Below are 24,024 nucleotides of genomic sequence, written 5' to 3' on the forward strand. Positions count from 1 at the left end.
CGACGGACAGCGAACGACGAACAGCAGGCGGCGGACAGGCCCAGGTGCGACCGAGCGGCCGGGCCGACTCCCCGAACAGGTCTCGAAACCGGGTGAACGCCCGGCTTCGCACGACGGTGTTCCACATCACATCGGGACATGACCCCATTGGCGCGATCTTCCACCCGCGACAAGTGATCCGTGCCGACTTTGAGGCATCCCAAAAGCTCCGGACCTCGCTCGTTCCCCGTCGCTCTTCCGTCGTGTTGTCGCGGACATCACCATGCTCCACAGGGTGTGAGCTGTGTTTTTAAAGAAGATCAGAGGTGGGGCACCCAGGGGGCGCACCGAGAGTCAAGATCTTCTTTCTCTGCGCGATCGTTTCGGCCCACCCTCTCGGCAACCGAGCGTCACCGCAAGGATGCGGGCTTGATACGTCTATTTTCAAACCCAAAATCCATGTCCCATTTATCCGCACTTGCACATATTGCACACATAGAGGCTCTGTGGGTAATTTCTGATCGTTTGCTGGTAGCGCGCTCCGAACCGTCGACCCCGGTCCTGCTTCGGGCCTGGTGGCGGGCTGGGGTAACGCGGGAGCGGTTGGCTCTCGCGCTGACTTGTTCGGAGGGTGACGGCGTATGCGCCGCAGTCTGTCGCGACCGCGTCCGATCGGCCATAGAGCCTGGCGGATAGTGGCGGCCATCGCTGCGCTGATACCGGGCCTACTGCTGTTTCAAGCACTTCCGGCCTCGGCCGCGGTACAGCCGGTCGTACTGGTCGACGGCGAGCCGGTCACTCCTGAGCAATTGACCGGTTCCGCGGCCGGTCTGCCGTCCCTGGTTCCCCCTGAGGCGACACGAGCCGATCTCAAGGTGGTCAAGCGTGCTCCGAAGCCGCCCAAGGACGCGGTGCCCCTGGAGAAGCGCCATGAGTTCACGAACGAGCCCGCCAAGGGCGGTCTGAAGTCACCTCCGCCCCTTCCCAAGCGTTCTGGTGCGGGAAGTACGGCTGTGAGCCCAGAGGAGTCATCACGGGTAGCGGCCTTGGCGGCCGGGCCGTCGGTGTCGAACCTGTCGGTGACCCCATCCGTATCGATGCAGGGTGGGGCGGTGACCTCATCGCTGACGCCGAGCCTGTCGGCGAGGGTCACCGACCCCGAGGGCCGCACCGTGGGCATCAACGTGGAGATCCGCCACGACCCGGCCCTGCCGACTCAAGGCACCGGAATGATCTGGTCGGCGGGAACGGGCGCGGGTAACACCTCAGGCTCGCAAGTCAGCATAAGCGTGCCATCAGGGGAACTGTCGGACGGCTGGACCGTGCAGTGGCGCATCCAGGGACGGGCAGCGGCGACCAATGGAGAGGGGCCGTGGTCGGCCTGGCAGTCGCTGCAGGTGAACATCGCCAAGCCGTCGGTGTCGAACCTGACGGTGACCCCGTCCGTATCGGTGCCGGGTGGGGCGGTGACCTCATCGCTGACGCCGAGCCTGTCGGCGAAGGTGACCGACCCCGAGGGCCGCACCGTGGGCATCAACGTGGAAGTCCGCCATGACCCGGCCCTGCCGGAACAGGGCACGGGGGCGATCTGGTCGGCGGGAACAGGCGCGGGCAGCGCCTCAGGCTCGCAGGTCAGCATAGGCGTGCCGTCAGGGAAGTTGTCGGACGGCTGGACGGTGCAGTGGCGCATCCAGGGACGGGCAGCGGCGACCGGTTCAGTGACCGGCGCCTGGTCGGACTGGCAGACCCTGCAGGTCAGCATCTCCAGGCCGTCGGTGTCGAACCTGACGGTGACCCCGTCCACGACATCGTCGGAGGGATCGACGACGTCATCGCTGACGCCGAGCCTGTCGGCGAAGGTGACCGACCCTGAGGGCCGGACCGTGGGCGTGAATGTGGAGGTGCGTCATGCCCCGACCTTGCCGGAACAGGGCACCGGAATGATCTGGTCAGGGGCAACAGGCGCGTCCGCCGCCTCAGGCTCCCAAGTCAGGATCGACGTGCCGTCCGGGGAGCTGTCGGACGGCTGGACGGTGCAGTGGCGCATCCAGGGACGGGCAGCGGCGACCGGCTCACCGACCGGCCCCTGGTCGGCGTGGCAGACCCTGAAGACAGAGGTACTGCTGTGGCAGTGGGCCTCACCGGAGGACAACACCCAGGTCGGCTCCCTGAAGCCGACACTGTCGGCCTACGCCAAGCCGGGCGATCCATCAACGCCGGTGTCGTATTGGTTCCAGCTCTGTAAGGGCACACCGGCGAACTGGGACTGGTGCGAGAGTTCCGGGGGCTGGGATCAGTCATGGAGCTGGCAGGTGCCGGCGGAGAAGCTGAAGTGGGGAGAGACCTACTCCTGGCACGTCCAAGCCTCCAATGGTTCCATGAGCGTCACCTCGCCCTGGCGGACCTTCACCACCTCACCGGAGCAGGGCACGATCAACTCGCTGCTGGCCTCTGGCACCACCGGGCGCGACTTCGACCATGTGAGCGGCAACTACACCCGGTCGGTCACCGACGCCACCGTCGCCACGGCCGGGTTGCCGCTGTCGGTGAACCGTACCTACAACAGCCTTGATCCTCGGGTGGATGGGGCGTTCGGTGCGGGCTGGAGTACCCGCTGGGACATGCGGGTGCTGCCCGAGCCGCAGACCGCCACACTGCTGGTCACCTATCCCGACGGGCGCCAGGTGCGCTTCGCGGCCAAGAGCGACGGCACATACGCTCCACCGCCGGGTACGTACGCCACCATGGCCGATGTCGCCGGCGGTGGCTGGCGGCTGATGGACAAGTCCTCCACCTCCTACTGGTTCGACGCCGCCGGACGGCTGACCAAGGTCAGCGACCGCCGAAACCGCACCCAGACCCTGACCTACGGAACAGACGGAAAGCTGTCCACGGTCACCGCGCCCGGCGGGCGGTCGCTCACCTTCACCTGGACCGGCGGCCACGTGACAACGGTCTCCACCAATCCCGTCAACGGCGCCCCGCTGACCTGGACCTACTCCTACACCGGTGACGCCCTGACGAAGGTATGCGCGCCAGGGGCGGGCACCGCCTGCACCGTCTACGCCTACACGAACGCCTCCCGCTACCGCAGCGTGATCGCCAACGCCGCCCCCACCGGATACTGGCGCCTGAACGACACGACCACCAAAATCGGCGACAAAGTCACCAACTCGGCCGACTGGAACATCAACGACGAGGACGCCACCCTTGCCGGAGCCTCCTACAACGTCATCAAGACCAGCCCCGGCGCGCTGGCCGGAAGCGGCGACGGCGCGATGCGTTTCGGCGGCACCGCCAACTCCACCTACGTGAGGCTGCCCTCCGGGGCGATCAACGGACGCGGCGAGTTGCTGTCGGTCGAGGCCTGGTTCAAGACCACGGGCTCGGGCACGATCATCGGCTACGAGAACTCCACGCAGGGCAACTTCACCCCGGCCGTCTACGTCGGCACCGACGGCAAGCTGCGCGGCCAGTTCCGCACCGCCACCACCACCCCGATCACCTCCGCCGCCGCGGTGAACAACGGCGCCTGGCACCACGTGGTGCTCACCGGGGCCGAGAACACCCAGACCCTGTTCCTGGACGGGCAGGTCGTCGGCACGCTCAACGGCGACATCACCCACCTGGACCAGGGCGAGGCCCGCGTCGGATACGGCCGCGCCTCCTCGGCCTGGCCCGCCACCGTCACCGGCGCCAGCGCCACCGCCTTCCCCTTCGCCGGGGAGATCGACGAGGTCGCCGTCTACGACAAGCCCCTCGGGCCGGCGGAGGTGCGTACCCACTACGCCGCCCGGCTGGCACAACCTCAGATGACGACAGCGACCCTGCCCTCGGGCCGAATCTCGGCGAGCAACACCTTCGACGCCGACGGCGGGCGGTTGCTCACCCACACCGACAACCACGACGGGGTCTGGAAACTCGGCGCTTTGACGTATGCGGAAGACCACGAAACCGACAGCGTGAACGCCTCCGTCGTGGTCACCGATCCCAAGAACAACACCCTGACCTATGTCAACGACGCCCAGCGCAACTACCGGACCGTGTCGGAAACCGACCAGCTCGGCAAGACCAGCAAATATGAGTACAACGCCGGCGGCAATCTCGCGAAGGCCACCGACCGCAACGGCAACGTCGTCGAGCTGTTCTACAACGAGCGCGGCAACCTGACCGGCCAGAGCACCTGCCGCACCGTGAACAACTGTGACACCACCTACTTCTCCTACTACGTCAACCAGGACAACCCGTTCGACCCGCGCAACGACCAGCCCACCGTGGCGCGCGACGCCCGCTCTTCCTCTGCGAGCGACGACACCTACGCCGCCACGACGACGTACAACGAGTTCGGCGAGACGCTCAAACAGACCACTCCGGCCACCTCGGACTTCCCCGCCGGCCGCTCGACCAGCACCACCTACACCGACGGCACCGAGCCCGCCGTCGGCGGCGGCACCACACCGGCCGGGTTGCCGAAGGTGACCAAGGATCCAAAGCTCAACGAGACGACCTACCGCTACAGCGCCGCCGGGGACCTGGCCGAGCAGACCAGTCCATCCGGGTTGGTGACGAAGTTCGCTCATGACGCTGTGGGCCGGGTGACCTCGCGAACCGAGGTGTCGGCGGCTCATCCGAGTGGTGTCACCATGACGTCCACCTACGACGGGCTCGGGCGCCTGCTGACACAGACCGCTCCGGGGGTGAAGAACGAGGTCACCAACGTCACCCACACCGCCAAGACCGTCTACACCTACGACCCGGACGGCAATACGCTCACCGAGACGGTGTCGGATCTGACCGGCGGTGATCCGGCGCGCATCATCACCTACACCTATGACGGTAAGGGGCGGGCGGAGACGGTCACCAACCCCGAGGGGGGTGTGACCCGTTCTACCTGGGATGTCACCGGTGCCCTGGCCTCGACGACCGATCCGGTGGGCACCGTGTTGACCTACGCCTACACCAAGCGCGGTGAGCCGGCGTCCGTGACGTTGAAGAACTGGACCGGCAGCCCGGTCGCCCCGCAGGCAGCGCAGGACGTGGTGTTGCAGGCGCTGTCCTACGACTTCGCCGGACGCCTGGCGGGCCAGGTCGACGCGATGGGCCGCAAGACCTCCTACACCTACTTCGCCGACGACCGTCTGTCCCAGGTAACCGGTGATGACGCCAGGCTCAACGACGCCACCACTGCCAGGACCGACGTGGTGTTGGAGGACAACACCTACGACGCGGCCGGTAACCTCGTCAAGCGGGTCAGCGGCGGCGGCAAAGTCACCGTCCAGTCCGTCTACGATGCCGCGAGCCGCCTCACCTCCACCACGTTCGACCCCGCCGCCCTCGGGCGCAAGACCGCTTTCGAGTACGACGCGGTCGGCAACGTCACCAAGAAGACCTCCACCGCAGCCGGTACCACTCGTACCGAATCGGCCTCCTATCTCTACAACGCGTTGAACCAGGTGACCCGGCAGACGGTGGAGAACGGGGCCGAGGACCTGGTCTCCACCAGCGTCTACGACGATCGGGGCCTGTTGAGCGCGGCCACCGACCCGCGCGGTAACGCCTCCGGCGCCACGCCCGCGGACTTCACCGCCACGATGCGCTACGACCTGGCAGGTCGGCTGGTGGAGGCCAAATCACCGCAGGTGACGATCGAAAAGAACGGCGCCACCGCCGCTACCGGGCAGCCCATCGTCAGGTATGGCTACAACAGCGCGGGCCAGCAGACTCACGTCGTCGATGCCGAAGGGCGCACCACCACCCTCGCTTTCGACAAGGCCGGGCGCCTGGCTTCGACCATCGGCGCGTCCTACACTCCGCCGGGCGGCAGCGCGATCACTCCCACGGTGAGTTTCGGCTACGACGCGGCCGGGCGGCAGACCACGGTCACCGACCCGCGTAACCACGTCACCTCCACCGTCTACGACGCCCTGGGACGTCCGGTCAAGGTCACCGAACCCGGCCCGTCGGGGCCGGGCGGCGCCTGGGTGGCCGAATACGACCTGCTGGGTGAGCAGCGCGCGGTGATCGACCCCACCGGTGCCCGGACCGAGGCCACCTACGACGACCTTGGCCGACAGGTCACCGAAACCGTGATCGAGCGCAAGCCCACCACCGCGGCGCACACCACCGCCCTGACCTATGACACGGCCGGCAACCTCATCAAGAGCGTCGCCCCAGGTGACAAGACCACCACCTACACAGTCAACGCCGCCGGAGAGGTCACCGACACCGTCGCCCCGGCCACCCCCACCACCACGAACCCGGCCACCCGCACCACCAGCTTCGGCTACGACCTGATGGGCCGCCAAACCAAGGTGACCGACGCGCTCGGCAACGCCACCGAGGCCACCTACGACCTGGCCGGCCGCAAGATCGCTGCCAAGGACCTCACCAGCACCACTGCGGTACGCACCGTCGGCTTCGGCTATGACCCGGCCGGTAACCCGACCAGCACCACCTCCGGCGAGGGGTATGTCACCCAGCGCACGTTCGACGCCGCAGGACGATTGACCTCCCTGATCGAACCGGTCACCGCGAGTTCGTCGATCACCTCGACGTTCGGCTACGACGCCACCGGCGCCCGCACCCGCACCACCGATGGCCGCGGCAACGCCACCTGGACCACCTACAACAGCCTCGGCCTGGTCGAATCCGTCATCGAACCGTCCACCACCGCCCACCCGAACGCCGCTGATCGAACATGGACCAGTGTTTACGACGCCGCGAGCAACGCCACCGCCACCGTGCAGCCGGGCGGAGTGCGCATTGATCGCACCTTCGACCACTTGAACCGGATGACCGCGGAGGTCGGCAGCGGAACCGCGATGGCCACCGTGAACCGCGCGGTCACCTACGACAGCGCGGGCCGGGTCACCGCGATCGGTGACTACACCATGGAATACAACGACCGTAGCCTGCTGACCAAGGTCTCCAAGGCCACCAACCCGGTCGCCACCTACGCCTACGACGCGGTGGGCAACACCACCCAGCGCGTCGACCCGACCGGCACGGCCACCTACACCTGGGACGCCGCCGACCGGCTCAACACCGCCTCCGATCCGGTGACCGGACGCACCTGGACCTACGGCTACGACAACGCCAACCGGCTCACCAGCAAAACCTCCGCCAACCCGGTCGGCACCCAGACCTACGGCTATGACGCCCTGGACCGGCTCACCTCCCAGGCGGTGAAGAACAACTCCGGCACCGAGCTGTCAAAGATCGTCTACGGGTGGGACAAGGACGACAACCTCACCACCAAGACCACCACCGGCACTGCTGGAGCCGGGACCAACACCTACGCCCATGACCGCGCCGGACGGCTGACCTCCTGGACCGCCCCCGGCGGCGCCGTCACCGCCTACGAATGGGACGCCTCCGGCAACCGCACCAAAGCCGGCAACAACACGTTCGTCTACGACCAGCGCAACCGGCTCACCTCCGGCGCAGGCGTCGACTACACCTACACCCCCCGCGGCACCACCGCCACCGAAACCAAAGCCGGCGTCACCCGCAACCTGGCCTTCGACGCCTTCGACCGGCTCCTCTCCGACGGCGAGGCCACCTACGGCTACGACGCCCTGGACCGGATGACCTCGCGCACCGCCGGCGCCACCCAGCAGCGCTTCACCTATTCGGGGCTGAGCAACGACCTCGTCACCGTCGCCGACGGCGCCAACACCACCCTGGCCAAATACGGCCGCGACCCGTCCGGCGGCCTGCTCAGCCTGCAGGAAGGCACAGGGCCCGCGCTCGCGGTGATGAACGATCTGCATGGCGATGTGGTGGGCACCTTCTCCGCCACCGCCCTGGTCGACTCGGTCGCCTACGACCCCTTCGGCGAGGTCACCCACCGCACCGGAACCGCGCGCACCGTGGGCTACCAGGGCGAATACACCGACCCGGACACCGGCAAGGTCAACATGCACGCCCGCTGGTACCAGCCCGGCACCGGCACCTTCGCCTCCCGCGACACCGCCACCCTCAACCCGGACCCATCCGTCCAGGCCAACCGCTACACCTACGCCAACGCCGACCCTCTCACCCACACCGACCCCACCGGGCACAGCAGCATGCCCATCCCGGTCGGAGCCGGCGGCAGCATCACCATCCAGGGCGGAGGTTCTCAGAACGGGGCCTCGGGAGGCGCCTACACGCCAGGCTCAGGATGGCAGTCCTACCTGAGCACCTTGAACTCGCGCCGCCCAAGCTGGGACTGGACCCCACCCGAGGTCATCCCGGGAAAGCCGTACAACGCCTGGCCCAGCCAGCCGAGTAACATTTACCCCCAATTCACCAACAAAGCACAAATGATAGAATGGGAAAGGCTTTGGGGTGATTATTCGCGGACACCACTGCTCAACGACGAAGAAGCCAAGAGATTAGGCGTTCTCCCCAACGGCAGGCCCATGCCCAAGGGCATGAAAGACGACTTCTGGAACGCCAGCCCGGACGCGCAGGAGGAGTTCCTGCTGCTGTACAACGTCGAGCAGATGTACCGCGCAGAAGTAACCGACGACTCCATAGTTTTCCAGTGGAGACTGCTCAATCCCCCAACGAATTCACCGGTGGCGGCGTCTGGCGCACCCCCTCAAGTGTTGGACGGGAGCGGCCGATGGGCAAAATGCGCCCAAACGTTCTCAAAAAGCAAATGCGACACTTGGCGTGAATCCGCAGAGCAGGTTCTGGCCTTACAAGAATTTAAAAAAGGTTGCAGCAAGGTCACACTTGCAAATAAGGATAAATGCGTGCTCTTGGCAACTGCGCTCGGAGTCGACGCGAACAAGCTGAACATGAGTACTGGGTCAGATGTTCTAGATAAAATAGCCAAGGCCATAGCGCCATTAATGGGTCCCGTCAATGAAGTTCTCGACTTCTTCCTTGGAGACGCGAAAAACTGTTATAAGGGCGACCTAGCCGCATGTGCAATATTTGCCGCTAATTTCGCCGCCCCCCCTGTTTCCGCAGCCGTTAAAGCCGTTAAAGCCGCTAAAAAGCTAGGAAAGCTTTCCGATACTGTTTCAGCTATCAAAAAGACGTGTCGAAGCAGCTTCCTTCCCGGCACCAAGGTACTAATGGCCGACGGCTCCCTCAAACCGATCGAAGAGGTAAGGGTCGGGGACAAAGTTCTGGCCACCGACCCCGAAACCAATGAAACAGGAGCCAGGCCCGTTATTGCCCTCATCACAAGCGAGGGCGTTAAGAATCTGGTGCGAGTCACCGTTGACACCGACGGGGCCAAGGGCAACAAGACCGGTGCAGTCATAGCCACCGACAATCACCCATTCTGGGTTATTGAACTGCAAAACTGGCGAACAGCTGGAGAGCTTCGGCGGGGCCAGTGGCTACGTGCCAGCTCGGGAACATACATTCAAGTTGCCAACATCGCCCGGTGGACGGCTACTGATCAACGTGTCCACAACCTGACAGTCGATGGCATCCCTACCTATTATGTAGCTGTCGGAAATACCAGCACCCTTGTTCACAATACAAACTGTGCTATTGATAACTTAATAAAACTTATCAATGCCGATAATATAAAAATGACAAAAACTGTCGAAAAACACCTGGACGACATAACAAAGTCGGGCGAAAAGTCTCGTCCGTACACGGACTCCATTCTACTTGTTCGAGAAATTATGAAAGGGGGTCGCCCGAAGCTGGACCCCAGGGGCGTTAGTACGGCACTAAGGTGGGACGTTTCTGGAAAATTCAGAGGGTCTCAAGGCACCTGGGAACTAGTGGTCGATGCCCGCACGAACACCATTCTTCACTTCAATTTCGTTAGCACAAAGAAGCGATGATAATTCGACAAATTCTAGGCGCACCCCTGGCTGGCACGCTTAAATACTTAAACGATGAGTATAGCTTTATCTTCGAACCTCTACATCTGCCTGAATTGGCGCACCGCTCCAGTGGAGGGGTAACTAGTGTCACCATTGATACTCTTCAGATCGAAGTTGGTGTTGAATCAAAGGAAGCGCTCTATGTTTGGGGTTTCCATCCAAAAAATCGATGGATAAATTCAGACCTGCCTATCCCCAAAAGAACTCCAGGAGCTGTTATTTTTGATATTAAACATGACCTGAAAGCGGGCATTTCGATTCCCATCTCCAACGCAGAGTCATGGCGCACAGAATACGATTCATCCAATGATTGGTTGCGAGTTTCCTTTGGAATCAGCGCCGACGAACATCTAATTGAAATCGCCGACGGAATTTTACTAGGAGAGGAGTCTGGAGAACTTACATCGGTTTGGCTTAATCCAATTTTTGATTGATAAAACTCCTCTGCAGCAGGGAAAGCAATCAACACAAAAAATCGCTAAGGCTTGTAGGACTGTAGGGTTTTCTCAGCTCTGTCTTTCTCGGGCGGTCCGGTGGCGTCGCCGTAGTGCGTCAGGTGGTCCTCGTTCACCTGCAGTAGACGAGGACGGCTTCCAGCCAGTCGTCGCCGACGTCGTTCCATTCGGTGTCGGTGAGGTAGCCGGGGGCGGCTTCGGCCAGCAGTTGGTAGGGCAGCAGTTCGCGCAGGCCGGCGGCGACCTTGTCGCCGAGCCCGTCGGCGCTCAGCACGGTGAGCGCTTCCCAGCAGGCGCGGGTCTTACCGGTGGAGGACCCGCCGACCAGGACGGCCAGGACGCTGTGCCCGGCGAGCGCCTGAGCGGCGATCGCGGCGAGCTGATCGTCGTGGGCGCGCCGCACATACCGCGGCAGCGCAGGCAAATCAGAGCCGTGGTCGGCCGTGTGGATGGGACGGTGGACCTCAAGATCGAACGGGTCGGTGACGTGTGCCAGGGGCCGTCCGGGCGGCTGCGGGATCCGCGGGATCGCCGACGTCGGCACGGGTGGTGGCAGGGTCGGCAGATGCGCGGGATGGGTGGCGAGGATGTTCCACCAGTCGTCGGCATCAGGCAGGGTGTCGATCAACGTGATCGGCACCAGGGGCAGGTCGGAGGGACCCTAGCGAAGGGCGTGTTCGGACACCACCGCGATGATCCGCCCGCCGGCCAGGACGGCGGCACCGGACATGCCCGACCACGTGGATGCGCTCAGCCCGGTCTGCGCGGGTGGCAGCGGCTGGGGGGTGTGGGTGGTCTGCAAGGTGAGCAGCCCGGACACCAGGTTCTGGGAGGTCGGGATACGGCCCTCGACATGCGCGCTGTCTCGGACGGCGTCCTCGGCGTCGCCGCGCGCGGTGAACCGGGGAAACCCGACCGCGCCGCATCGCTCGATCACGACGGGTTGCGGAGTGCGGCGCGCGACCCGCGGATACTCCGCCGGGCGCAGCGGCCCGATGTCTCGGCCAAGGGTGAGGATCGCCAGATCCGCGCCGTCGAGGTCTCCGGCCAGCAGCAAAGTGGCAGGCCATTCCCGCTTCGGGCCGCTGGGCGCGTCGCCGGCCCGCCGGATGGTCACCTCGCCGTCGACGACGGCGTGAAGGGAGGTGAGCACATGGCGTCCGTCGATCAAAAACCCCGACGCGCACCGCCACCTCGGCCGAGCGCCGGGGCCGAGGTCGGCCAGCACCTCGACGAACCGGACCTGAATCGCCTCCTCGACCGGGTCCTGGAGCGCCACGGCACCGCCGGCTAACCGGGCTTGGCCTGAGAGGAGGCCGCGACCTTGATCGGGTTACCGGACGGATCAACCGGGGGCTGCAGCACGACGGTCACCTTCTGGACCTCGTCATGCTCGATCTTCCCACTGGCACCGGCCTCCAGCACCCACACCTTGACCTTCCCGCTCCCCTCCCCGGTCTTCTTGATCCCGACCTGGAACTCCAACTCACCTGACCCACCGGGAACCGGATATCCGCGTCCGCGCCCGCGACCATCGCCTGCCGCAACTCCTCACGCACCCGCTCGATCGCCTCGGCCAGCCCGAGCTCCGCCACACGACCTCCCACACCCCGCATGTACCGGACAAGAATTCCGATCGTAGCCACAAGTCACTAACTATCTCCCCCTTCCGGTACGAAATACGAAAAGGGGCAGACTCGGTTTCCTTCACTGTTGATTCTCGTGGCCAACCGCGACGAACCGGCTCCCGTCCCGCCAGGAAAAGCCTCGGGAAAGCCGCCACCGGCCAGGGCCTGCGGCTCACCCGGAGCGGGCCAATCCTCGCCCTCGCCCCGACCGGCTCGATCCCGCTCAGCGCCAGTCTCTTCGTCGGTGCCCTGTGGATCCTCGGCTTCTCCAGGGATGGCTCCTCTCTGTCAGACAGGCATTGTTCCGTCTTCATCCCGTAGGTATTTGGACCGGTACCGGGCGTGCATTTCAGCACAGACCGAAGGGGCGCGAGGCGCTTTCCTTGGGTCATCGGCCCGACGGGGGCCGGGATCACCGAATCGAAGGACTGAATGAAATGCGTCGTCACATCGCCGCCCTCACCCTCACCATCGCCGCTTTAGCCGGAATGGCCTCCCTGTCCGCTCCCGCCCAGGCGGCCGCGCCGATCACCGTGACCGTGAGCCTCGGCGGCCTGTCGGTCACCGGTACGACCGGATCGGACCTGATCACCCTCGCCGAGGGCACCGGCGGCGCCATCAAGGTGACCGGGGCGGGCGTCACCTCCAGCGACACCGACTGCCAGCCGATCTCCGGCGGGGTCAGCTGCGTGAACGCCAGCACGATCATGGTCAACATGCGCCAGGGCGACGACATCGTCAACAACGACACCGTCAACCGGTTCACCGAGATCTTCGGTTCGACCGGCAACGACACCCTCTGGGGCGGCAGCGGCCGCGACATCCTCGTCGGCGGCACCGGCGACGACTTCCTGAACGGCCGTGGCGGCAACGACACGACCGACGGCGGCGCCAACACCGACACCTGCACCGGCGAGACCGAGCAGAACTGCGAGCTCTGAGCGACCGGCCTCGCGGGAGGGGGCCGATAGCGGGCCGGGCGTCCGATCGGGCGCCCGGCCTTTTCGCCTCCAGCCTCACCGGCAGAGGATTCACCACCACGTATCGATGAAGGTCACATCCTGGGTCGGTGTTGTTCGGGGATCAAACAAGCACTCCCCGGATAATCACAGTTATCCACTCAGTCGGAACCGTAACGACTCGCCGAGACGGAACGCTCATGACGAACACCTCCACCGTGGACGATCTCGCCGCGTTCGTGGTCGCCGCCGACCGGGCCGATCTGACGGACGGTGCCCTGTGGGCGCTCAAACGCAACGTGCTCGACAGTGTCGCGTGCGCGCTGGGCGCCTTGGACGGCGAGCTGATTCCCGCACTGCGCGCCCACGCCGTGCAGTTCAGCGGCCGCCCCACCGCGACGTTCGTCGGTGGCGGGCGGGCGTCGATGGACCAGGCCGCGTTCTTCAACACCGCCCTGGTGCGCTATCTCGATCTGCTCGACACCTACCTGGCCGTCGGCGGCCTGTGCCACCCGGCCGACAACTTCGGCGCCGTTCTCGCGGTGGCCGAGCACCAGAACGCCGGTGGCGCCGACTTCCTGCTCGCCCTGGCGATCGCCTACGAGATCCAGTGCCGCTTCAGCGCTCAGGTGCCCGTCATGGCCCGCGGGCTGAACCACGCACTGCAGCTGGCGATGTCGGTGGCCGCCGGTTCGGCCCGGCTGCTCGGGCTCGGCGCCGCAGCCACCGCCGAGGCCATCGCCGCCTCCGCCGCGGACAACGTGTCGCTGGCCTGTGTGCACGCCGAGCCCGTCTCCACCTGGAAGGGGATCTCCCCGGCCGTCACCGGGATGCGCGCGATCCACGCCGCGATGCTCGCCGGTCGCGGGGTCACCGGCCCCAGGGGGCTGTTCGAGGGGCCCGGCGGCTTGGTCCAGCTGTTCGGCCAGCCGATCGACTTGTACACCGCCGACCGCTCGCTCACCGCCGCGGAGCACACCTATCTCAAGAAGTACTGCTCGCTGATCCACGGCCAAGCGGTCATCGACGCGGCGCTGGCCCTGCGGGACGGGTACGGCATCGGCGGCGCCGACGTCGCACGGGCGAGCGTCGAGGTGTTCCAGGGCGCCTACGATGTCGCCGGCGGCGGCGCCTATGGCGGCAAGGAGCACCCGCGGACCAAGGAGCAGGGCGACTACAACCTCAAGTACCTGATCGCGGTCGCCCTGCTGGACGGGCAGGTGGGCCCCGAGCAGCTGATCACGGCGCGGGTCCGGGAAGAGGACGTCCAAGAGTTGCTGGCGCGGGTGGAGGTCCGGCCCGCCCCCGACCTCACCCGGGCCTATCCCGAGCGGACGGCCGCGCGCGTCCACCTCCTGCTGCGCGACGGCCGGGAAGTCCACCGTGAGCAGCTGGACTTCGAGGGGGCGCCGACGCGGCCGATGACGTGGGAGCGGGTGGTGGACAAGCTGCACTGGCTCGGTGAGCCGTTCGCGGGCGCCGCGCTCCGGGAGAGGATTGTCGCGGCGGTCGAGGACCTGGAGAACATCCCCGTCACCGAGCTCACCGGCCTGCTCGCCGAGGTGAGCCCGGTGGCCGACCGCCCACGGAGCAGGCATCGGCTCTGACGGCGACGGGCCGCGGGGACGTGATCTGCCCCCGCGCGGTAGAACCCCAGCTGATGACGGCGTACCCGCGGGTGGGTGGACGCGACTATCGGCTTCACGTCCTGGCCGACGACGTCGCCGTCTCTGCCCCCGAAGCGCACGAAGTGAGCACGAACGCGAACATGCCCGGGGCCGTTCCTACCGACCCCGGGCACACCTGGATCCTCTCACCCGTACCCCGGCACCAGACACAGGAGAATCCCCGGTGAGGAACAGCGAGAAGGACCCGGCCGCACTACGGTGCCGGGCCGAGCAGTCCCGGACCGGCGCCGCCACCGCGAGCGGCGCCACGCGCAACGCTCACCTGCGGACGGCCGACGAGCTGGAGCGCCTGGCCCAAGGCGCCGAGAGCGCCACATGAGCGCCCGCTCCAGCGCCGCCCAGGTCGATGACATGGCCACCCATGTCGGTACCTGCCGGGTGTGCGGCAACGACCCCGAGGTTACCGAAGGCCTGAACGAGGACTTCTCGCCTGAGGAACCGGCCGACTTCATCAGCAGCGGCCCCCACCCGGCCCGGTTGGTCCTGATGGCCAAGAACCGCGACCAGGCCCCGCTTTCCGCGCCTTTTCCCAGACCTGACAGGAGGTCGACTATGTCACTCCCGGCCTGTATGAGGCGCTCGCCGCGGCCGCGCGGTCGGCGTACGCGGGCTCCAACCTGCGGGTGCTCTCCAGCGGCATCGTGCACGCCGTGGTGATGACCCGCTGGCTCGGCGGGGAGCGGATGCCCGGCCCGGCATGCATGGTCGGCGTCAGCGGCTGGGACCCGGGCGCGCCCCATCCCGAGCAGGGGTCGGTCACCTGCCTGCGCTGCCCGAAACTGGTGACCCCGAAGAGCCCGAACCCAGCCAGGGCGAGCAGCTGGAACTGTTCGGGCTCTGACCTTTTAGGTGAAGACGCGCTCGACGACGGCGGCCTGCTCGGTCGGTCCGGCGGGGCAGCGCGGATGCTCAGGCCGCGGTGAGGAAGCCCCTGATCTTCTCGGTGATCGCGGGGTAGTCGGGGGCGAACCAGATCATGTGGCCATCGGCCCGGCTTTCGACCAGTTCGGCCCGGTGGATGGTCGCGGCGAGGGATTCAGCGTGGGTGAAGGGGACCGATCGGTCGGTGCGAGTGGCGATGACCAGGGCCGGTTGGGTGACGTGCCCGGCGCAGTCGGGCACGGGCAGCATGTCGTTGACGAAGCCCGCACCCGAGCGCATGAGCGTGAACAGTGCGAGGAGTTCGGCCTGGTCGTGCTCGCTCAGGGCGGCCATGACCTGGCCGACGGGCCGGGTGGACAAGTCGCGCAGCAACAACCGCAACCCCGCCTGCGGCACCGTGCGCATCAGCAGCCGAACCGCCGCCCAGGACGCCGCTTCGACGCGGGCGTTGAACACCAGACGACCGCCCAGGCGGGTGCGCCGGTCGTCGGGCCAGGGGCCAAAACCGACCGCGCTTTGCAGGATCACCCGGCGCACCAGATCCGGGTGGCGAGCGGCCATGGCCACGGCGGTGCGCCCGCCCGCCGAGACGCCCACCACCGCGGCCACCCGCTCGATGCCCAGGGTGCGGCACAGATCCGCGGTGACGTCGGTGAACGCGGCGGGCGTGGTGGCGGTGGCCAGGGGGGTTCGCCCGTATCCGGGGCGAGAGGGCACGAGCACCCGGTAGCCCGAGGTGGTGAAGACCTCCTCACCAAGGGCCAGTGCGGCCCGCATGTGACCACCGTGAAAGATCACGACCGTCTCGGGGCCGTCACCGTCCAGCCGGTACTCCACCGGCCCCGCCGCCAGGCGGGTGGTGATCGTCTCTCGCTCCAAGGCCATCATGGACCGTCATGCTCGCACATGGTTTTAGGTGAAGACGCGCTCGACGACTGAGTTTCCCCCGGGGCTCTGGGTGCTCCGGATCGACATTATCCACCGAGATCATAGGGTTTCTCGGTGGACAACGACAGTTGTCCACTGGGAACGAGCGCCCGGTCACAGGCCCCACAGTCCTTTGCCCAGCGTGACGAGCCCGCCGCTCAACGCGAGCAGTAGCACGATCAGCCGGGCCGGTCTTTCCGGCACCCGTCGAGCGAGTGCCGCGCCGATGACCGAGCCTGCCGCGATCGCGGCCGCGATCAGCAGCCAGACCGGCGTGGTGAGCTGGGGCAGACCTTTGACCGCGGCGGAGAGCGCGTTCACCGCGAGCCCGTAGAACTGCGCGTTCGGCACGAACCTCCGTACCGTCCAGCCCGCGTTGACCGCGTACAGGGAGACCACCGGGCCGCCCACCCCGGCCGAGGAGTTCATGAACCCGCTCGCGGCACCGGCGGCCACCGCACCTTTGACACCGCGCAGGGCGGGCACCCGGGCACCCCACATCACCAGTAGTGCGGCCACGCTCACCAGCACCCCCGTACCGGCCAGCAGCACCGGCTCGGGCAGACGGGCGGCCACCCAGGCCCCGACCGGCACCGTGCAGGCGGCAGCGGCGACCAGCGGCACCATCGCGGCCAGGTGCACCTGGCGCCAGGTGCCGGCGAGCCCGGCCGCGCTGATGGCACCGGCCGCACAGTTGGCGAGCACCACACCCTCGCTCGGGCCGAGCAGCAACACCAGGCCGGGCACCGCCACGAGCGCGAACCCGATTCCCGCCAGCCGCTGCACCGACGCGCCCACCACCACGATTACGCCCAGCACGACGACGACCCAGCCACTCGCCACGAACGACTCCTCACCGGTGATCCGGCACAGCCTTCACGCACGGAGCAGCCTGATCAACAGCATTTTCCCGTGACGGCCAAGCCCACCTCGACACGATTCGTCAGGACCATCGGAACGGCGCCGTCGAGGTCAAAAGTCGTCGTCCTCGTCTTCTTCCTTCTCCGGATCGAACGGTTCCAGGGGGCGGGTGCCGAGCACATACCTGGCCGGTACGCGTGGCAGGCACGCCTGCACACCGGCGAGTTCCTCCCGGTCGATCGACCAGTCCATGGTCGTCTGCCGTCCGCCCAGAAGGATCGCCTCCATGAAGTCGTTCCAGCGCCCGTACGAGCTGAGCAAGACCCTCTCGTCCGGTACGTCCAGGTCCAGGATGATGTAGCGGGCGTACTCCTCGTCGGTCTCCGGGCAGAGGAGGGCCTCGGCCGTCACGGCTACCGCGTTGTCGCGGGTGTCCGGACCGAGCCACGCCCACACCGGCGGGCGGCCCCGGCAGTCGAGGCCGCGCCTGGCCATCTCCGCCACCATCTCCTCGTACACCGGCCGGTACGACGAGACCGGCAGGCGGGCCCAGTCGCCGGTCAGCTCGCCGTCGGTCTCCAGCGAGTCGAGAACCGCCCGGTCCTGCACCGTCCACAATCGCACCGGGCGATTGTGGCAAAGGCAGCACAGTACGATCCACGCAATTACCCAGGGCACCCGCGGCATGTCACGGGGACGAGGAACGACGGGACAGCTGTTCCCCTCTGTGCTTCCTGTTCTTCGTCCTGGAAGCCGTCTCGTGAACCGGCGAACACCACCAAATCGCCTCACTACCGCCGACGTGACTTGTGTCCCGGTTCGCCGTGTCCGACCGTTGAGGCATGAAGATCTTGATTACCCTTGTCGCCGTGCTGCTGCTGGCCGTCCTGAACGGCTGCGGTGTGGTGCGGGCGCGGGAAGCCGCGCCGTCGGCGTCGCCATCGCCCTTACTTCCCTGCCCGGAAATCACCGAGGCGCCGATGCCCAGCCCTTGCGTGACGATGCCCTCCTGGGAGCGGAAGCACGCGGACAACGAGGCATACCGCCAGCGCGGCACGCTTTCTCCGGAGGCGGCCGCGGAGGCTAAGCCGGTGGCCGAAGCCCTGCGGGGCACATTCGCCGACCTGCGCGAGCGGAACCTGCATGGCGAGGCCCACGTCGCTCGGGCGGTCCGGGCGGTCGCCCCACCGGGAACGAACGTCGTCATCAGGGCGGGAGGAGCTCGCTCCGCCGTGGTGTTCGCGATCGAATTGTCGGGAGGATGCCTGACCGGCTTCTACGACGAGCGTGAGTCGAAGGTGGAGGTGGGGGGCTACATCAACGACGGTGGTTGCCTGACGGCTCCCGGTCACTGACCCCTGTGTCCACCAACAGCGGGCCTGAGCGCGAGCTGTCAGCTGTCAGGAGGTGGGCCGGATGCGCGACCGCGCCAAGAACCAGTCGGTTCCGGTGACGCGCCCGATCAGCGCCAGGGCCGAACTGACGCTCTCCGGCGCCTCCACGGGATCGTCGCTGATCTGGAAGCGCAGCCCGTCCATCAGGTGATCGAGCACGTGCGGGTCGTCGCCGAACCACCTCTCCGGCCAGGTCCAGGGAGAAGTCCCGGGCGAGGGCGTCGAGGTCCGCGCCCTCGATCCAGAGAGCGCTGAATCCCAGCTGCCACAGGTCCGGGTCAGCGTCGAACCCTTCGGTGAAGAGGGTCGAGACCAGAAGGTCGTGCAGGCAGGCCGGTGACCGCATGGCCGCCTCTCGCGGGAAGCTCTTACCGGGATACGGCTTGGGCCGCAGCGTGCGGCTTCTCCAGACCCCTCCCTGGAAGCCGTGCTGGTCGCCCGCGCCGTCTGGTTGACGGTGACGTCTCGGTTACCGAGGCCGCCTGCATCCTCAGAATCGGCCGTTCCACCGCTTGCGCGGCACTCGTGCGACGCTGACCGGCGGCTGTCGCCTTCACGGCCCGCTTCTGCCGTCGGCCGGCACCCACTGCGGACATCCCGGCCGCGCATGTCACGTGGCGATGACGCGTTCGGCCAGTTCCCGTGCGGCTGCCGCCGGGTCGGTGCCGGGGCGGGTCGCCCCGGCGGCGAGGGTGCCGTCGATGAGGAGCAGGAGCTGATCGGCGCCGCGCCCAGGCCGTGGGTGCCCGAGCGCGACGAGTTCGCAGCGCAGGAGGTCGTGCACGTGCCGCCGGTAGTCGCGGGTGATCTCGTGCGCGGGGTGGTCGGGGTCGGTCAGGGCGAGGTCGGCGGCCAGGTAGCGACAGCCGTGGAACCCGGGCATCGCGGTGATCTCGCCGAGCCGGTCGAACACGGCCAGCAGGCGCTCGCGCGGATTGTCCCCGGCGGCGTCCATGGTGCGCCGGTAGTCGGCGGCGTCAGTGTCGGCGGCGGATCTGAGAACTTCGACGATCAGGCCGTCCTTGCCGCCGAAGTGCTCATACAGCGATCGTCTGGCCACGTTCGCCGCCTTGAGCAGCGCGTCTACGCCGACGTTCACGCCCTGGCTGTAAATCAGTTGGTGAGCGGCCTCCAGTAGCCGCTCTCGCGGGCCTGGTCGTGTGCGAACGCTCATGCGGGCCAGCCTCCCATGGATTGACAAGTAGATCAACCGGTCGATATACACTTATAGACCGATCGATCTATCTATATTTTGGAGGGGCTGTGTCTTTCCGTTCCACCGCCCAGGTCATCGACCGCTTCAACCGCGCCTTCGTCGACCGCGACCGCGCCCTGCTCACGGACCTGGTCGCCGAGGACTGCGTGATGGAGTCCGTCCAGCCGGCCCCCACCGGAGAACGCGTCACCGGCCGCCAAGCCTGCCTGGACTGGTGGGGCGCACTCGTGGACGACCGCACCAGCCGGTTCGAGCCGCAGGAGGTCGTGGTCGCGGGAGAACGGGCGACGATCCGCTGGAACTACCACTACGGCCCCGGCCCCTCGGACTGGGTCAGCGGGGTGAACCTCATGCACGTGCGCGACGGCCAGATCATCGAGGCTCTCGGCTACAGCAAGACCGCCGGCGAAGTCCCGCTGGCCACCGACACCTGAAAGACGAGATCCCCTCACGCGCGGTCACCACATCAAGCGCAACAAGAAACGCAACGTGGTCGAGCGGGCGATCAACCGGCTGAAGAACTCCCGGGCCGTGGTCACCCGCTACGGCAAACGCGCCTACGTCTACCTCGGGACCATCACGGCCGCCACCCTGACAATATGGCTCCGCGCCTGATCCAGGAAACAGAACCCGGTCTTCGGGAAGCCGGTGGACAGGTTCACCTCCCGTCACCCCGGCCCAGGCGGTGCCTGTGCCACCTCGAAGGACTGCACGTGGTCGATGGCGGCGGTCAGGGCGTCGCGTAGCGGGGTGACGTCGCGTTCGATCTGGGCGAGCAGCATGCCCCCCTGCATCGCGGCCAGCAGCAGGTTCGCCAGCCGCGCGGGGTCGGCGTCGAGGCGAAGTCGGCCGCTGTCGCGCATGCGATCGAGTCCGGCCCGCAGAACGTCCTTCCAGCGGTCGAAGTCGGCGGCGAGCCGGTCGTGGACGTCGAGATCGGCCTTGACGATCTCGGCCGCGAGCGAGCCCAGCGTGCAGCCCTCCTGGCAGGCACGCTCATAGGAGACGTAGAACGCGGCCCACTTCCGCAGGGCGTCGATGGTGTCGAATCCCGCGAAGCTCGACCCGGTGTGCAGGGTGAGGATCTTCTCCGTCTGCCACTCGATCACCGCGAGCACGAGATTTTCCTTGTCCGGGAAGTAGTGGGTGAGCTGTGATCCACTCACGCCCGACGCCTTGCGCAGCAGCTCGTTGCTCGTGCCGTGCACGCCATGGGTGTAGATCAGCTCCGCCGCGTGCTCGACGATGCGGGCCCTGGCCGCGAGTCCCTTGGCCGTGAACTTCACATCGGCCCTTCTGACGCCCATGACACCGAGCGTACTCCAAAATTGGGTTTGACAGCCCAATCCTTGTCCGATTTACTGTCCATCAATGGGCTGCGTAGCCCATAAAGCGAAAAGTTCGCCCCTCCTGACCTGCATAAACGCTGAGCAAGACCGACGATCAGCACGGCACCATCCATCTCGAAAGGGACAGAGCCATGTCTGGGACCACCGCGCGCGAGCGCTATGAAGCCTTCGCCGCCCTGCACGAGCAGGACGACCCCTTCGTCATGCCCAACGCCTTCGACGGCCTGTCGGCCGCGGTGTTCGCCGACGCGGGTTTCAAGGCCGTCGCCACCTCCTCGGCCGCGTTCGCCGCCACCCTCGGCCGTCTTGACGGCCGCCACGCGATCAGCCGCGACGAGCACCTCGCACACGCGCAACTCCTCGGCCGGACAAGCGGGCTCCCCGTCAACGGCGACTTCGAGGACGGCTACGGCGACACCCCCGACGACGTCGCCGCCACCGTCGAGGCCGCCATCGCCGCGGGCCTGTCCGGCATCGGCGTCGAGGACACCTCCGCCAACCCCGGCCACCCCATCCGCGACTTCGACGAGGCCGTCGAACGCGTCCGCCGCGCCGCCACGGCGGCCCGGGGCCGGATCGTGCTGACCGGCCGCACCGACAACTTCATCCAGGGCCGCCCCGACCTCGACGACACCATCCGCCGCCTCACCGCCTTCGCGGAGGCCGGCGCCGATGTGCTCTTCGCCCCCTACCTGCCCGACCTGGACGCCATCGCCACCGTCGTCAAGGCGGTCGCCCCCAAACCCGTCAACGTGCTCATGGGATGGTCATCGGGCGATTTCACCATCGACGACATCCAGCGGGCCGGTGCCCGCCGCATCAGCCTGGGTGTCGGCCCCTACCTGCACAGCATGAGCGCCCTGCGCACGGCCGCCGCCAACCTCGCCGGAGGCGACCTCGCCGCCTTCCCCGCCACGATGGGCTTCGAGTTGCTCCAGACGTCGTAAGCCTGCCGCGAGTCCCCGATCGAAGCAGGTTCCCGATCGAAGCGATGGCAAGGACACGCGGCCACCGCGGGCGCGGCACGGCCTCGGCCGGAAAGAGACAACGATCACGACGCGGGAGAGTGGTCATGTCAGATTTTCGAGGGAGGCGGGAACAGTGAGCGTCGAAGGACTCGCGGACGTGCTCGCCGACGGGCTGACGGTCGTGTTCATCGGGATCAACCCCGCACCGGCCTCCGTCGCGATCGGGCACAGCTTCGCGACCCCGGGAAACCGGTTCTGGCCCGCGCTGCACGCGTCCGGTTTCACCCCGGCCCTGGTACGGCCCGAGCGGGAACGAGACCTGCTGTCGTTCGGATTGGGCATCACCAGCATCGTGCGGCGGCCGACCTCCCAAGCCGCTCAGCTGACCCGGCGGGAACTCGTCGACGGTGGACGCGACCTGACGCTACGACTTACCGGCATCCACTGCTCCTGGGCGGCGTTCCTCGGCGTCAGCGGATATCGGGTCGCGTTCGACGCCCCCGGGGCCCGTCCCGGCCCGCAGCCCGGCACCGTCGGCGGGGCCGGGGTGTGGGTGCTGCCCAACCCCAGCGGTCGCAACGCCCACTACCCTCCCGCCGCCCTGGCGGCGGAGTTCACCCGTTTTCGCCGGCACCTGCGACTCCCCGACCGATCCGCGCCTGAGTGACGACACCGGCGGTGAGGAGGCCACCCCTCACGGAAACCGGATTCTCGTCCCGGCCGTCAGCTGACCGCGCCACGAACCCGGCAGGATCTTCAGTGGACTTCTAGACCGAGTACGACTCCTTGGCCAGGCGGCGGACCCGGTCCTCGTCGATGCGGTGGCCGAGGCCCGCCTGGGTGAGCGGCACGGCCACCACGCCGCCCGAGGCGCCGACCGGCGGGTCGACGATCTGCGCGCTGCGCGGCGGCTCGGCCACGTCGCAGGGCAGGCCGCAGCCGGGCAGGCTCGCCGCGGCGACGGTGGCCGCGCGGGCCAGCCCGGTGCCCTTGCCCCCGGCGCAGGCGATCTGCCATCCGGCGCGTACCGCGCGGTCGTGCACCCGCCGCACCTCGCGCAGGGAGCCCAGGGCCGCGGGGCGGAGCAGCAGCGCCCGGCCCGCCCTCGCGGTGACCGCCTCGTCCAGCTCGGCGGCCGAGGAGACCTCCAGCAGCACCGGGGCGGCGACGCGCTCCTGCAGGTCGGCGTGGTCGCCGAGGCTCGCGAGACCGGCGAAGGGGCGTTCGATGGCGGAGAGCGTGTAGGCGTCCAGTGCCTCGAGGGCGTCGATGTCGGTGTAGGCGCCGAGGGCGTCCACGCCGATGCCCAGCGCGGGGTACGCCCGGCGGACGGCGCGCAGCGGTTCGATGTCCCAGCCGGGGTGGACGTCCAGGGTGACGTGGGCGTACCCGGCGCAGACATGCCGGTTCACCCTCGCGACCAGGCTCTCCAGGTTGCGTTCGGCGCCGATCCTGACGGTGGCCATGAGGGAGGTGCGGGTGCCGCCGAGCGCGTGGGCCAGCGGCACCCCGCGCATCTTCGTCCACAGGTCCCAGCAGGCCATGTCGGCGGCGGACCCTCCGGGAACCGGGCTCAGCTCGTCGGGATGCTCCCAGTCGACGCCGATCAGCGCCTGCGCGAGCCCCTCCTCCAGCGCGACCCAGGTCTTGGGGTCGGCGTCGACGACCTCACCCCACCCGGTCATGCCGCCGTAGTCGGTGAGCCGGACGAGGATGCTCTCCGGCCGTCTGCCGTACGGCAGGACCAGCCGGAACACCTCAAGCTCACGGATGCGCGGCATGAACCCCCCTCGACCTCTCCAAGCCCGGGAGACCCCGGACCCCGACGACTTTCCGAGGCTCGGAGAACCCGGGCCCTGGAAACGCGAATCCCGCC

General features: G+C 67.2%; 20 protein-coding genes and 1 pseudogene. 11 read left to right on the plus strand and 10 right to left on the minus strand.

Annotated elements, in window-relative coordinates; all coding sequences use genetic code 11:
• The first annotated feature begins 620 nt into the window (after positions 1 to 620).
• On the plus strand, positions 621 to 9,779 hold the full coding sequence (locus ABD817_RS33600; RefSeq protein WP_344922341.1) for an RHS repeat-associated core domain-containing protein: 9,159 nt from the start codon (positions 621 to 623) through the stop codon (positions 9,777 to 9,779).
• The gene (locus tag ABD817_RS33605) at positions 9,776 to 10,255 is read left to right on the plus strand and encodes a hypothetical protein (RefSeq protein ID WP_344922342.1); all 480 of its coding nucleotides are present in this window, start codon (positions 9,776 to 9,778) and stop codon (positions 10,253 to 10,255) included. Before ABD817_RS33600 ends, ABD817_RS33605 begins: the two co-directional genes overlap by 4 nt.
• 133 nt (positions 10,256 to 10,388) lie before the next feature.
• Here ABD817_RS33605 and ABD817_RS33610 read toward each other — a convergent pair whose 3' ends face one another.
• From ABD817_RS33610 to ABD817_RS39680, 3 genes and pseudogenes are all read right to left on the minus strand, one after another.
• Entirely contained in the window at positions 10,389 to 10,916 is a 528-nt protein-coding gene (locus tag ABD817_RS33610) for a hypothetical protein (protein WP_344922343.1), read from the minus strand.
• 21 nt (positions 10,917 to 10,937) lie between these two features.
• A complete protein-coding gene (locus ABD817_RS33615; RefSeq protein ID WP_344922344.1) occupies positions 10,938 to 11,555 on the minus strand; it encodes a S1 family peptidase in 618 nt (205 codons plus the stop codon).
• 11 nt (positions 11,556 to 11,566) lie between these two features.
• A pseudogene (locus tag ABD817_RS39680) lies at positions 11,567 to 11,892 on the minus strand (trypco2 family protein).
• 449 nt (positions 11,893 to 12,341) lie between these two features.
• Here ABD817_RS39680 and ABD817_RS33625 point away from each other — a divergent pair.
• The 4 genes from ABD817_RS33625 to ABD817_RS33640 all read left to right on the plus strand — a co-directional run bounded on the left by ABD817_RS33625 (position 12,342) and on the right by ABD817_RS33640 (position 15,474).
• On the plus strand, positions 12,342 to 12,845 hold the full coding sequence (locus tag ABD817_RS33625) for a calcium-binding protein (protein WP_344922346.1): 504 nt from the start codon (positions 12,342 to 12,344) through the stop codon (positions 12,843 to 12,845).
• A gap of 218 nt (positions 12,846 to 13,063) precedes the next feature.
• Entirely contained in the window at positions 13,064 to 14,470 is a 1,407-nt protein-coding gene (locus ABD817_RS33630) for an MmgE/PrpD family protein (RefSeq protein WP_344922347.1), read from the plus strand.
• A gap of 244 nt (positions 14,471 to 14,714) precedes the next feature.
• The gene (locus ABD817_RS33635; RefSeq protein WP_344922348.1) at positions 14,715 to 14,870 is read left to right on the plus strand and encodes a hypothetical protein; all 156 of its coding nucleotides are present in this window, start codon (positions 14,715 to 14,717) and stop codon (positions 14,868 to 14,870) included.
• 304 nt (positions 14,871 to 15,174) lie between these two features.
• The gene (locus ABD817_RS33640) at positions 15,175 to 15,474 is read left to right on the plus strand and encodes a hypothetical protein (RefSeq protein WP_344922349.1); all 300 of its coding nucleotides are present in this window, start codon (positions 15,175 to 15,177) and stop codon (positions 15,472 to 15,474) included.
• Here ABD817_RS33640 and ABD817_RS33645 read toward each other — a convergent pair.
• The 3 genes from ABD817_RS33645 to ABD817_RS33655 form a co-directional block, all read right to left on the minus strand.
• Complete coding sequence (locus ABD817_RS33645) at positions 15,461 to 16,321, minus strand: alpha/beta fold hydrolase (RefSeq protein ID WP_344922351.1); 861 nt, start codon at positions 16,319 to 16,321, stop codon at positions 15,461 to 15,463. The two genes, ABD817_RS33640 and ABD817_RS33645, sit on opposite strands and share 14 nt — an antisense overlap.
• Positions 16,322 to 16,474: 153 nt before the next feature.
• Positions 16,475 to 17,203, minus strand: coding sequence for a TSUP family transporter (locus tag ABD817_RS33650; protein WP_344922352.1), 729 nt, complete (start codon positions 17,201 to 17,203; stop codon positions 16,475 to 16,477).
• 129 nt (positions 17,204 to 17,332) lie between these two features.
• Positions 17,333 to 17,845: a DUF3841 domain-containing protein gene (locus tag ABD817_RS33655; RefSeq protein ID WP_344922353.1), complete on the minus strand. Its 513-nt coding sequence runs from the start codon at positions 17,843 to 17,845 to the stop codon at positions 17,333 to 17,335.
• A 245-nt stretch (positions 17,846 to 18,090) separates the two neighbouring features.
• Here ABD817_RS33655 and ABD817_RS33660 point away from each other — a divergent pair, with 245 nt between their 5' ends.
• The gene (locus ABD817_RS33660; RefSeq protein WP_344922354.1) at positions 18,091 to 18,576 is read left to right on the plus strand and encodes a hypothetical protein; all 486 of its coding nucleotides are present in this window, start codon (positions 18,091 to 18,093) and stop codon (positions 18,574 to 18,576) included.
• A gap of 45 nt (positions 18,577 to 18,621) precedes the next feature.
• Here ABD817_RS33660 and ABD817_RS33665 read toward each other — a convergent pair whose 3' ends face one another.
• Positions 18,622 to 18,774: a hypothetical protein gene (locus ABD817_RS33665; protein ID WP_344922355.1), complete on the minus strand. Its 153-nt coding sequence runs from the start codon at positions 18,772 to 18,774 to the stop codon at positions 18,622 to 18,624.
• A 451-nt stretch (positions 18,775 to 19,225) separates the two neighbouring features.
• Complete coding sequence (locus tag ABD817_RS33670) at positions 19,226 to 19,789, minus strand: TetR/AcrR family transcriptional regulator (protein ID WP_344922356.1); 564 nt, start codon at positions 19,787 to 19,789, stop codon at positions 19,226 to 19,228.
• A gap of 89 nt (positions 19,790 to 19,878) precedes the next feature.
• Here ABD817_RS33670 and ABD817_RS33675 point away from each other — a divergent pair, with 89 nt between their 5' ends.
• Positions 19,879 to 20,265 (plus strand): nuclear transport factor 2 family protein, encoded by a 387-nt coding sequence (locus tag ABD817_RS33675; protein ID WP_344922358.1) that lies wholly within the window; start codon positions 19,879 to 19,881, stop codon positions 20,263 to 20,265.
• A gap of 55 nt (positions 20,266 to 20,320) precedes the next feature.
• Positions 20,321 to 20,446, plus strand: a complete 126-nt coding sequence (locus tag ABD817_RS33680; protein WP_425583433.1) for a hypothetical protein — start codon at positions 20,321 to 20,323, stop codon at positions 20,444 to 20,446.
• Positions 20,447 to 20,499: 53 nt separating this feature from the next.
• On the opposite strand, the gene ABD817_RS33685 is transcribed toward ABD817_RS33680, so the two are convergent.
• Positions 20,500 to 21,138, minus strand: a complete 639-nt coding sequence (locus ABD817_RS33685) for a TetR/AcrR family transcriptional regulator (protein ID WP_344922360.1) — start codon at positions 21,136 to 21,138, stop codon at positions 20,500 to 20,502.
• A 173-nt stretch (positions 21,139 to 21,311) separates the two neighbouring features.
• On the opposite strand from ABD817_RS33685, the gene ABD817_RS33690 reads away from it, so the two are divergent.
• Both ABD817_RS33690 and ABD817_RS33695 read left to right on the plus strand, forming a co-directional pair.
• Complete coding sequence (locus tag ABD817_RS33690) at positions 21,312 to 22,127, plus strand: isocitrate lyase/PEP mutase family protein (protein ID WP_344922362.1); 816 nt, start codon at positions 21,312 to 21,314, stop codon at positions 22,125 to 22,127.
• 154 nt (positions 22,128 to 22,281) lie between these two features.
• A complete protein-coding gene (locus ABD817_RS33695; RefSeq protein ID WP_344922363.1) occupies positions 22,282 to 22,815 on the plus strand; it encodes a mismatch-specific DNA-glycosylase in 534 nt (177 codons plus the stop codon).
• Between the two features lie 100 nt (positions 22,816 to 22,915).
• Here ABD817_RS33695 and ABD817_RS33700 read toward each other — a convergent pair whose 3' ends face one another.
• Complete coding sequence (locus ABD817_RS33700) at positions 22,916 to 23,929, minus strand: enolase C-terminal domain-like protein (protein ID WP_344922364.1); 1,014 nt, start codon at positions 23,927 to 23,929, stop codon at positions 22,916 to 22,918.
• Positions 23,930 to 24,024 lie beyond the last annotated feature (95 nt).

This window comes from Streptosporangium oxazolinicum (genome assembly GCF_039537505.1).
GTDB classification, from domain to species: Bacteria; Actinomycetota; Actinomycetes; order Streptosporangiales; family Streptosporangiaceae; genus Streptosporangium; species Streptosporangium oxazolinicum.

Excerpts from the sequence above, each read along its gene's own strand:
- ABD817_RS33685 (WP_344922360.1), bottom strand. The coding sequence starts at position 21,138 with ATGGGCGTCAGAAGGGCCGATGTGAAGTTCACGGCCAAGGGACTCGCG.
- ABD817_RS33670 (WP_344922356.1), bottom strand. The coding sequence starts at position 19,789 with ATGAGCGTTCGCACACGACCAGGCCCGCGAGAGCGGCTACTGGAGGCC.
- ABD817_RS33605 (WP_344922342.1), top strand. The coding sequence starts at position 9,776 with ATGATAATTCGACAAATTCTAGGCGCACCCCTGGCTGGCACGCTTAAA.
- ABD817_RS33690 (WP_344922362.1), top strand. The coding sequence starts at position 21,312 with ATGTCTGGGACCACCGCGCGCGAGCGCTATGAAGCCTTCGCCGCCCTG.
- ABD817_RS33700 (WP_344922364.1), bottom strand. The coding sequence starts at position 23,929 with ATGCCGCGCATCCGTGAGCTTGAGGTGTTCCGGCTGGTCCTGCCGTAC.
- ABD817_RS33645 (WP_344922351.1), bottom strand. The coding sequence starts at position 16,321 with ATGATGGCCTTGGAGCGAGAGACGATCACCACCCGCCTGGCGGCGGGG.
- ABD817_RS33630 (WP_344922347.1), top strand. The coding sequence starts at position 13,064 with ATGACGAACACCTCCACCGTGGACGATCTCGCCGCGTTCGTGGTCGCC.
- ABD817_RS33600 (WP_344922341.1), top strand. The coding sequence starts at position 621 with ATGCGCCGCAGTCTGTCGCGACCGCGTCCGATCGGCCATAGAGCCTGG.
- ABD817_RS33625 (WP_344922346.1), top strand. The coding sequence starts at position 12,342 with ATGCGTCGTCACATCGCCGCCCTCACCCTCACCATCGCCGCTTTAGCC.